This window comes from Lichenibacterium minor, from assembly GCF_004137685.1.
Lineage (GTDB): Bacteria > Pseudomonadota > Alphaproteobacteria > Rhizobiales > Beijerinckiaceae > Lichenihabitans > Lichenihabitans minor.
The window spans coordinates 1-518 of record NZ_QYBB01000195.1; the positions used below are offsets into that span (position 1 = coordinate 1).

Genomic DNA, 518 nt, shown 5'->3' on the forward strand with positions numbered 1-518 from the left:
CGGCGTTCCAGGGGCGGGCAGCGCTCACGCCGGATCAGCGCCGGCGCGCTGTCGTTCGCGAACAGGCTCAGCACGGGACGGCCGATGATATCCTCGGCCGAGGCCTTGAGCAGGCGCTCCCCGGCGTTGTTCACCTCGATCACGACGCCGTCGCGGTGGATGAAGAGCACCTCCTGGGCGAGGTTGCTCATGAGGCGCATGCGGCCCAGGTCTCGGAGGGAGCGCCGTACTAGGTGCCGCTCGACGATGATCGCCATCAGGCTCGCGATCAGGATGGCGACGCTGACGCCACCCACCGCGACGGCGAGGCCGCTCGTACCGAGGATCGTGCCCCCCGTCGCCTCCGCCGTGCCGGGTGCCACGGTGATCGCCGTCATGCCGGTGAAGTGAAGCCCGCAGATCGCGAGCGTCAGCCATCCGCCGACCTCGAGCCGCCGGCCTGTCGAGGTCAGGTCCGTCGCCCTCGCCATGGCGACGACGGAGCAGACGACGCTGACCACGACCGAGGCCGCCACGTA

At 70.5% G+C, this 518-nt stretch carries 1 protein-coding gene; it reads right to left on the reverse strand.

The genetic code is table 11. The features are described from left to right. Positions 1–518 (reverse strand): PAS domain-containing protein (locus tag D3273_RS28005; protein ID WP_129230320.1); only part of this gene is annotated, 518 nt, incomplete at both ends.